An 8,537-nucleotide genomic window follows, 5' to 3' on the forward strand; every position below is an offset into this window, starting at 1 on the left:
GGAGACGCCCCACCCCCGACCCAGTGGCAGGTAAACGATGCCCCGCATCGTTTAGGTCATGCCGGGGGCATGACCGGCCTGGTCGCCGCGATGCTGGTCAACAACGAGATCGGCACCATCCAGCCGGTCGCCGCGCTGGCCGAGGAAGCGCACCGCGCCGGCGCCTGGATGCTGTGCGACGCGGTACAGGGCTATGGCCGGATCGCAATCCCCGACACGGCCGACCTGGTCGCGATCTCCGCCCATAAGATCCATGGCCCCAAGGGGATCGGCGCACTGTGGATCAGGGACGGGATCACCCTTCCCCCGCTGTTGCACGGCGGCGATCAGGAGGGTGGACGCTCGGGCACGCTCAGCCCCGCGCTTTGTGCCGGGTTCGGCGCGGCGGCGCGGCTGATGGCGATGCGGGCCGAGGACGATGCCGCCCATGTCGAGCGGCTCTGGACGCTGGCGGTCGATCGGCTGGGCCCGGACTGGACCATTAACGGATCGGTGGCGCAGCGTTATCACGGCAACCTCAACGTCCGTCGCGATGGGCTGGATGTCGCGCGGCTGATGTCCGATTGCCGCGACATCGCCTTTTCAGCCGGCAGCGCCTGTGCCAGCGGATCGGGGCGGACCAGCCATGTGCTGACCGCGCTCGGCCTGTCGGTGCCCCAGGCGAAATCATCGATCCGCATCGGCTTCGGCCGCTACACCACCGAGGACGAATTGATCCGAGCCATCGACCAACTCGTCGCCGCTGCCAGGACGCAGCGGGCATGATCGCGCTGACCTTCATCACCCGCGACGGTCACTCCGTCACGGCGGAGGCCATACCGGGCGAAACCCTGCTCCGCATCGGCCAGCGGGCGGGGCAACCGTTGGAGGGCACATGCGGCGGGCAGATGGCCTGTGCGACCTGCCATGTCCTGATCGACCCCGCCTATCTCGACCGTTTGCCCGCCCCCGCCGCCGAGGAGGAAGACATGCTCGACCTGGTGCCCGATGCCACCCGCACCAGCCGGCTGGCGTGCCAGATCATACTGACGCCCGATATGGCGGGGTGTACCGTCCGCATTCCCTGAACCTGGGATAACGAATTGGTTCAGCACGCAATCATCGCCGATTCGCCATTCTCTTCCCATGCTCGCTGACAGGCGAGACGACCGGGAGTAAAGCGTATGAAACTTCTTGCTGTATTGGGTGCCGGCCTGATCGCCGTCACGGGTATTACCGCCGCCGCGCCGGCCGATGCCGCGCCGCATGACCGCTGGGGCCGTGGACCGGGTTGGGATCGTGGTCCCGGCTGGCATCATCGCGGACCGGGCTGGGACCGTGGGCCCGGCTGGCATCGGGGTCCCCGCTGGGATCGCGGACCGGGCTGGAACCGTGGCCCGCGCTGGCATCGCGGTGGCTATAGCCGCCCGCGCGTCGTGTGCCGCTGGGAGCGGACCTGGAACGGCCCGGTGCGCCGCTGCTTCAACACCTATCGCTAAGGCGTACATCTTCGTCGCGCGCGGGGCCGTGGGATAAGGACTTGATCCCCCGGCCCCGTTTCGCCATATGCGCGACCGGGAGTCGGGCGGACGTAGTCGTCGCCAACCCGGTCAGGTCCTGACGGAAGCAGCCGTAACGATTTCGCTGCGGGTCGTCCCGGCTCCCACCCTCCGCACATGCCGGTCCACGTCTCATCCGATACACCATCAGTGTATCCGTTGATGACGGCGCGCGCCCGAGCGCCTATGTTGGTCGGCGATGATTTCCCTCACCCCGACTTGTCCGACCCGTCATGGCTGATTCGTTCGACCTGGGCGAACCGCCCCAGCCTGCCAAGGCCGAGGCTTACCGCGTCCTCGCGCGCAAATACCGGCCGCAGACCTTTGACGCCCTGATCGGGCAGGATGCCATGGTCCAGACGCTGGGCAATGCGATCAAGCGCGACCGGCTGGCCCATGCGTTCCTGATGACCGGCGTGCGCGGGGTCGGCAAGACCTCGACCGCGCGGCTGATCGCCAAGGCGCTGAACTGCGTCGGCCCCGACGGCAATGGCGGCCCGACGATCAGCCCGTGCGGTGTCTGCGAGCCCTGCCGCGCCATCGCCGAAGGCCGCCATATCGACGTGATCGAAATGGACGCCGCCAGCCATACCGGCGTCGACGACGTGCGCGAGATCATCGAGGCGTCGCGCTATGCCGCGGTCTCGGCGCGCTTCAAGATCTACATCGTCGACGAAGTCCATATGCTCTCCAAGAACGCCTTCAACGCGCTGTTGAAGACGCTGGAGGAGCCGCCCGCGCATGTGAAATTCCTGTTCGCCACCACGGAAGTGAACAAGGTCCCGATCACTGTCCTATCGCGCTGTCAGCGTTTCGACCTGCGGCGGATCACGGCGGACAAGCTGGCCGCGCATTTCGCCGACATCTGCGTCAAGGAAGGCGTAGCGGCCGAGGACGAGGCGCTGATGCTGGTCGCGCGCGCGGCGGAAGGCTCGGCGCGCGACGGCCTGTCGATCCTCGATCAGGCGATCGCCCATGCCGATCTGGAGGGCGGCGGCGTCACCGCTGCGGCGGTGCGCGAGATGCTGGGCCTGTCGGATCGCGGCGCGGTGCGCGACCTGCTGGGGCTCGTGCTGAACGGCGACGGTGCGGGTGCCCTCGCCTCGCTGCGGCGGCAATATGATTATGGCGTCGATCCGCAATCGGTGCTGCGCTCGTTGCTGGAGACGGTGCACGGCATCACGCTGACCAAGGTCGGCACGCCGCCAGATGCCGCGCAACCGCTGGAGGAGCGCGCCGCGCGTGAGGAATGGGCGGGTTCGCTCAGCTTCCCCGCGCTGCATCGGCTGTGGCAGCTATTCCTGAAGGGGCATGACGAGGTCGCCCGCGCCGCTTTGCCCATCGAAGCGGCGGAAATGGCGCTGCTCCGGGCCATCCATGCCTCGACCCTGCCCGATCCGGGTGAGCTGGCGCGACAGATCCGCGACGGCGGCGTCGCGGCATCCAGCGCGCCGGCCGTGACGCATCAGGCGGCGCCGGCCGCCGCGCCGGTCGCCCTCGCCCCGCCGCCTCCGCCCGCCGAGCCCGAACCGCCCAGGCTGCCCGACAGCTTCGTCGCGATGATCGACCGGCTGGACGATATGGGGCAGCTGGCGCTGGCGGCCCGGTTGCGCCACGGCGCGCGTCTCGTGCGTTATACCCCGCCGGAGATGGTGTTCAGCGGATCGCGCCCGATCGCGGCCGATACGCTGAGCGAGCTGATCGCGGCGCTGAAGACGGCGACGGGCCAGAATTGGCGCGTCACGCTGGAGGACGTCCCCGGCCAGCCGACCTTGCACGAGCAGCAGGTGGCGGCCGAGGAAGCGATCAAGAACGCCGCGTGGGAATCGGACATGGTCCGCGCCGCGCGAGACGCTTTCCCCGAGGCCGAATTGATGGAATGGCCCGGCAAACGCAGTGTGAACGGAGCATGATGTGAAGAATCTCGACGAAATCCTGGCAATGGCCCAGAACGTCCAGAACGAACTGGAAAAAGCGCAGGCCAATCTCGACACCATCGAGGTCGAGGGCGTCTCGGGCGGTGGTCTGGTGAAGGTGAAGGCGTCGGCCAAGGGCCGGATCATCGGCATCACCATCGACGACTCGCTGATGCAGCCGTCGGAAAAGGGTATGCTGGAGGATCTGCTGGCCGCCGCGATCAACGACGCGCGGACCAAGGCGGACACCGCCTCGGGCAGCGAAATGTCGAAGATGACCAGCGGCCTGCCGCTGCCGCCGGGCTTCAAGCTGCCCTTCTGATCCGGCAATGTCGTTTCGGGAACGGTATGTCGGCCATGGCGTTGCTCCCCTCATCATAAGAGGAGGGAATGTCATGGCCGACGAACGCGTTACCGAAACCTATGGCAATCAGCAGCCGCACACGACCGTGATCGAACGCCGCAGCGGCGGTGGCGGCATGGCGATCGCCATCGTCCTGCTGATCGCGGTGCTGGTCGGCGGCTTCTATCTGTTCAGCCGGGGCGGCGCGGAAAACCGCCGTGACGCGGCGGTGACTTCGGCCGCGAAGAGCGTCGGGGATACCGCCGAGAAGGCCGGTGACGCGATTTCCGGTGACGCGAAATAAGGTGACTTGCCACCGGCCGGGCTGATTTGCATCCGGCCGGTGGTCATAGGGGCCGATCTTCGGATCGGGGGTCCACTTGCGACGTTAATGTCCTGCGGTCACTGCGGCGGATTGTAATTGTCGCGGTGAGTGGTGCATTCCGTTTCGCGGTGGGTGCACCGCCTTTGCCCGGCATAGTGCCGCAGGGGACTGCGTCTTCCAGTACCAGACTGTCGCCCGGTTTAGCATGTGCCCTTTCAGGGTCTTCCGAGGGTTTAGCGCGGTGTGGCGACCGCCCTCCCCCATCCCCTCCCGCCTGCGGGAGGGGCGTGTTTTTGTCAGATGATAAGCGGCATTCGATACGTTTTGGTGCGTTCGGGCCGCACCGAGCACGCCCCTCCCGCAGGCGGGAGGGGATGGGGGAGGGAACGGCGTCTCGCCAAGACTGACCCCTACCGAATACACCTATCCAGCCCCTGCCGCCGCACCATCCCGACATAGCGCGCAATGACATTGCCATGCCGCCGGACGAACCCGGTCGGCGCCACCGCCTCGCGCTTCTTGGGCAGCGGCAGCACCGCCGCGATCCGCGCCGCTTCGGTCGGGGACAGGCGCGAGGCGTCATGCCCGAAATAGCGCATCGCCCCCGCATTGGCGCCATAGGTGCCGATCCCCGTCTCGGCGATGTTGAGATACACCTCCATGATCCGCCGCTTGCCCCACAGCGTTTCGATCAGGAAGGTGAACCAGGCCTCGAACGCCTTGCGTACATAGCCGCCATTCTGGAACAGGAAGGCGTTCTTGGCGGTCTGCTGGCTGATGGTCGAGCCGCCGCGGATCCGTCCGCCCTTGGCGTTGCGATAGGCGGCGTTCGCCATCGCCTGGAAATCGAATCCGCTATGGGAGCAGAAACGCGCATCCTCGCCGGCGATCGCGGCGCGCGCCATGTCTGGGTCCATCTGGGACAGCGGCATCCAGTCCTTGGTGACGCCGCGCCCCGAGATCACGTCGCCCAGCATGGTGAAGGTGATCGGCGGCGGCACGAAGCGATAGATGCCGACCCACATGACACTGACGATCACAAAGGCGAGCACGGCCTTCAGGGCCCAGCGAGCGATGCGGAACATGATGGGTCTCTAGCGGGGTTTGCGGGTCAGGTCACGGACCACGAAATTTCCTGTTCCCCGGCGAAGGCCGGGGCCCAGTTGCTATTTGGTGGGCGGGGAAATCGGCATGGCGTCGTAGCCCCTTGGCGCGCGACATCTGCCTCCGACGGATCGCGCACCTCCAACGACAAAGAAACTGGGCCCCGGCCTTCGCCGGGGAACGGAACGCTACAGCGTCCAGATCAGGACATTGCCGACCAGCACCACCGCCATCACCAGCATCAGCGCGCCCTTGCGGCGATCTCCGCGCCGGATCGTGGCGATCCCGCCCGCGACGCAGGCGAACGCGGCCAGCATCGCGATCCCCGGCGCGGCCTGGGCGATCGCCTCCATCAGCCAGCCAGCACGCGCGCATAGGCGGCGCGGTCGACATTGCCGCCCGACAGCAGGATCAGCATTCCGTCCTCCGCCCTCACCCGGCCCGCCAGTACGGCCGCCAGCGCCACCGCGCCGCCCGGCTCGACGACCAGCCGCAGGCGGTCGGCGGCGAAGCGCTGCGCCGTCGCCACCTCCGCCTCGCTGACCGCCACGCCCTCGGCTCCACGCCGCGCCAGCACCTCGAAGGTCAGCGGCGAGACCTGCGTCGTCTGAAGCGAATCGCAGGCGGTCGGTGGCGGATTGTCGCCCACCGGCTCGATCCATCCCGCCTCCAGCGAACGGCGCATATCGTCCCAGCCCTCGGGCTCGACCACCGTCACCCGTGCCTCGGGCAGCGCGAGGGTCAGTCCCGCTGCCAGCCCGCCGCCGCCGCAGGGCGACACGACATGCGCCGGTGCGGGCAGCCCCAGCGCCGCCATCTGCGCCGCCGCCTCGATGCCGGCGGACCCCTGCCCCTCGATCACCCAGGGGTCGTCGAAGCTGGGCACCAGCGTCGCGCCGCGCGCCTCGGCGAGGCGACGCGCGATCAACTCGCGGCTTTCGGTCGCGCGGTCATAATCGACGATCTCGGCCCCAAGGGCCAGCGTGCCCTCACGCTTGGAGGGTGGTGCATCGGCCGGCATCACGATGGTCGCCGCGATCCCCAGCCGCCGCGCGGCCCAGGCGATTCCCTGCGCATGATTACCCGATGAAAAGGCGACCACGCCGCGCGCCCGCGAAGCCTCATCCAGCGCGGTCAGGCGATGCCATGCGCCGCGTAGCTTGAACGCCCCGACCGGTTGCAGGTTCTCCGCCTTGAAAACCACCGTCTTCCCATTGATCGACAAGGGAAATATCGGCGTCGGAGGCAGGATGCGGGCGATCTTCTCGGCGGCGTCGCGGACCCCTGCTTTGGTAGGCTGTCTTAAGATTGTCACTTTTTATCTCCGACGCCCGTTCTACCGCTTTACAATCGAAAAAGCGGACCCTATTTCGCGCCTCCGCTGCCCCATGGGACTTCCAACCGCAAGGCAGCTTTTTGTCACCGTATGCCGTCAGGCAATTGGAGGTCCCTTGAGTTGCACCAGAATCATCGCGCGCTGGGGCTAGCTGCCCACTCGACCGCCGTCCCCTCCAACCTGGAGCGCGGCATCGACATCGCCAAGCGTCGTCCGGCTGATCCGGTCACGCTGCTTCGCCCGCACGCCGCTGCGCGCGCCGCCCGATTCTTCGTCGAGAAGTTTCCGGGTCGGCCGATGTATGCGGTGAAGGCGAATCCGTCGCCGGATCTGATCCAGATCCTGTGGGACAATGGCATCACCCATTTCGACACCGCCTCGATCGCGGAAGTTCGTCTGGTGAAGTCGGTCGCCCCGCAGGCCGTCTGCTGCTTCATGCATCCGGTGAAGTCGGAAGAGGCGATCGCCGAGGCCTATTTCACCCACGGCGTCCGCACCTTTTCGCTCGACTGCATGGAAGAGCTGGAGAAGATCGTCCGCGCCACGAACGGCGCGACCGACCTGACCCTGTGCGTCCGCATGCGCGTGTCGTCCGAATATGCCAAGCTCAGCCTGGGATCGAAGTTCGGCGTCAGCCTGGAGGAGTCGAAGGACCTGCTGATCGCGACCCGCCAGGTCGCCGATGCGCTGGGCATCTGCTTCCATGTCGGCAGCCAGACCATGACCCCCGACGCCTATTCGGCGGCGATGGAGCGGGTGCGCGCGGCGATCGTCGCGGCGGCGGTCACGGTCGACGTGATCGATGTCGGCGGCGGCTTCCCCTCGGCCTATCCGGGCATGACCCCGCCGCCGCTGGAGCGTTTCTTCGAGACGATCCACCGCGCGTTCGAGAGCCTGCCGGTATCCTATTCGGCCGAACTCTGGGCCGAGCCGGGCCGGGCGCTGTGCGCGGAATATTCGTCGGTCGTGGTGCGCGTCGAGCGTCGTCGTGGGCATGAGCTGTACATCAACGACGGCGCATACGGCGCGCTGTTCGATGCGGCGCATATCGGGTGGAAGTATCCGGTCCAGCTGCTGCGTGAGCCGAGCTCGGACGTGCGCGACATGGACTTCAGCTTCTGGGGCCCGACCTGCGACGATCTCGATTTCATGCAGGGTCCGTTCCCGCTGCCCGCGGACACGAATACCGGCGATTATTTCGAGATCGGGATGCTGGGCGCGTACGGCCAGGCGATGCGGACGCAGTTCAACGGCTTCACCTGTCACGAGTTCGTCGTGACCGACGACGAGCCGATGTTCTCGGTCTATCGCGACGAGGCCGAGCAGGTCCGCACCGCGAACGTCGTCAAGCTGTAACCCAGCGTCACTAGCAATCTTCATAACCCTCCCGCTCCGGCGGGAGGGGAATGGGGTGGCATTGCGGTTTGTCCCGCGATAAGGCCCCTTCCCATACCCGTTCCCGCGCTTGGCCGCAGGACCGGGCCAGCCGGGTTACCGCGTCCCCAATAACGACGGCGGCTTCTCGATGATGATGGAACCATCATGACCGACACGATCAACGACAACCGTAAGGCCGAGCTGCTCTCCAGCGTGGTCGAGCATATCGACATCACCAAGTTCGACGCCCGCCCGATCATCGATTCGATGGGCAAGATGAGCTTCACCAGCCGCGACCTGGCGCGCGCGACCGGCATCTACAACCAGATGCTGGCCGACAAGGACTGCTCGATCTTCCTCGTGATCGCGGGTTCGACCTCGGCCGGCGGCTGCATGGACCTGTATGCCGAACTGCTGCGCTCGAACATGATCGACGGCGTGGTCGCGACCGGCGCGTCGATCGTCGACATGGATTTCTTCGAGGGCCTGGGTCACAAGCACTACCAGGCGCTGGAAGTGCCGGACGACAACACGCTGCGTTCGCTCTACATCGACCGCATTTACGACACCTATATCGACGAAGAGCAGCTTCAGGACT

General features: G+C 66.7%; 11 protein-coding genes and 1 other RNA gene. 9 read left to right on the forward strand and 3 right to left on the reverse strand.

From position 1 onward, the window contains the following. The 7 genes from ACQKJZ_RS16550 to ACQKJZ_RS16580 all read left to right on the forward strand — a co-directional run. Positions 1-765: cysteine desulfurase family protein (locus tag ACQKJZ_RS16550; RefSeq protein ID WP_427732462.1), on the forward strand; the 765-nt coding region annotated here is incomplete at its 5' end. Beyond that, a complete protein-coding gene (locus ACQKJZ_RS16555; protein ID WP_427732464.1) occupies positions 762-1,067 on the forward strand; it encodes a 2Fe-2S iron-sulfur cluster-binding protein in 306 nt (101 codons plus the stop codon). The genes ACQKJZ_RS16550 and ACQKJZ_RS16555, both read left to right, overlap by 4 nt. 96 nt (positions 1,068-1,163) lie before the next feature. After that, positions 1,164-1,478 (forward strand): hypothetical protein, encoded by a 315-nt coding sequence (locus tag ACQKJZ_RS16560; protein WP_409789982.1) that lies wholly within the window; start codon positions 1,164-1,166, stop codon positions 1,476-1,478. 74 nt (positions 1,479-1,552) lie between these two features. After that, positions 1,553-1,650, forward strand: an RNA gene (gene ffs / locus ACQKJZ_RS16565) — signal recognition particle sRNA small type. Positions 1,651-1,771: 121 nt separating this feature from the next. Next, positions 1,772-3,451, forward strand: a complete 1,680-nt coding sequence (locus tag ACQKJZ_RS16570) for a DNA polymerase III subunit gamma/tau (protein WP_427732466.1) — start codon at positions 1,772-1,774, stop codon at positions 3,449-3,451. 1 nt (position 3,452) lies between these two features. Further along, complete coding sequence (locus ACQKJZ_RS16575; protein WP_312490484.1) at positions 3,453-3,776, forward strand: YbaB/EbfC family nucleoid-associated protein; 324 nt, start codon at positions 3,453-3,455, stop codon at positions 3,774-3,776. Between the two features lie 73 nt (positions 3,777-3,849). Beyond that, positions 3,850-4,101 (forward strand): hypothetical protein, encoded by a 252-nt coding sequence (locus tag ACQKJZ_RS16580; protein ID WP_427732468.1) that lies wholly within the window; start codon positions 3,850-3,852, stop codon positions 4,099-4,101. Positions 4,102-4,532: 431 nt separating this feature from the next. On the opposite strand, the gene mtgA is transcribed toward ACQKJZ_RS16580, so the two are convergent. From mtgA to ACQKJZ_RS16595, 3 genes are all read right to left on the reverse strand, one after another. Beyond that, a complete protein-coding gene (gene mtgA / locus ACQKJZ_RS16585) occupies positions 4,533-5,207 on the reverse strand; it encodes a monofunctional biosynthetic peptidoglycan transglycosylase (RefSeq protein WP_427732470.1) in 675 nt (224 codons plus the stop codon). A 207-nt stretch (positions 5,208-5,414) separates the two neighbouring features. Next, complete coding sequence (locus tag ACQKJZ_RS16590) at positions 5,415-5,579, reverse strand: hypothetical protein (RefSeq protein WP_312490487.1); 165 nt, start codon at positions 5,577-5,579, stop codon at positions 5,415-5,417. Then, complete coding sequence (locus ACQKJZ_RS16595; RefSeq protein ID WP_427732473.1) at positions 5,579-6,541, reverse strand: threonine ammonia-lyase; 963 nt, start codon at positions 6,539-6,541, stop codon at positions 5,579-5,581. The genes ACQKJZ_RS16590 and ACQKJZ_RS16595 overlap by 1 nt, the downstream gene beginning before the upstream one ends. 141 nt (positions 6,542-6,682) lie before the next feature. On the opposite strand from ACQKJZ_RS16595, the gene ACQKJZ_RS16600 reads away from it, so the two are divergent. Together ACQKJZ_RS16600 and ACQKJZ_RS16605 are read left to right on the forward strand one after the other, a co-directional pair. Then, positions 6,683-7,918: a type III PLP-dependent enzyme gene (locus ACQKJZ_RS16600; RefSeq protein WP_427732475.1), complete on the forward strand. Its 1,236-nt coding sequence runs from the start codon at positions 6,683-6,685 to the stop codon at positions 7,916-7,918. 186 nt (positions 7,919-8,104) lie between these two features. Beyond that, positions 8,105-8,537 (forward strand): deoxyhypusine synthase family protein (locus tag ACQKJZ_RS16605; protein WP_427732477.1); only part of this gene is annotated, 433 nt, incomplete at its 3' end.

Origin of the sequence: Sphingomonas sp. NPDC019816, assembly GCF_050274375.1 — a bacterium.
Taxonomy (GTDB): Bacteria; Pseudomonadota; Alphaproteobacteria; order Sphingomonadales; family Sphingomonadaceae; genus Sphingomonas.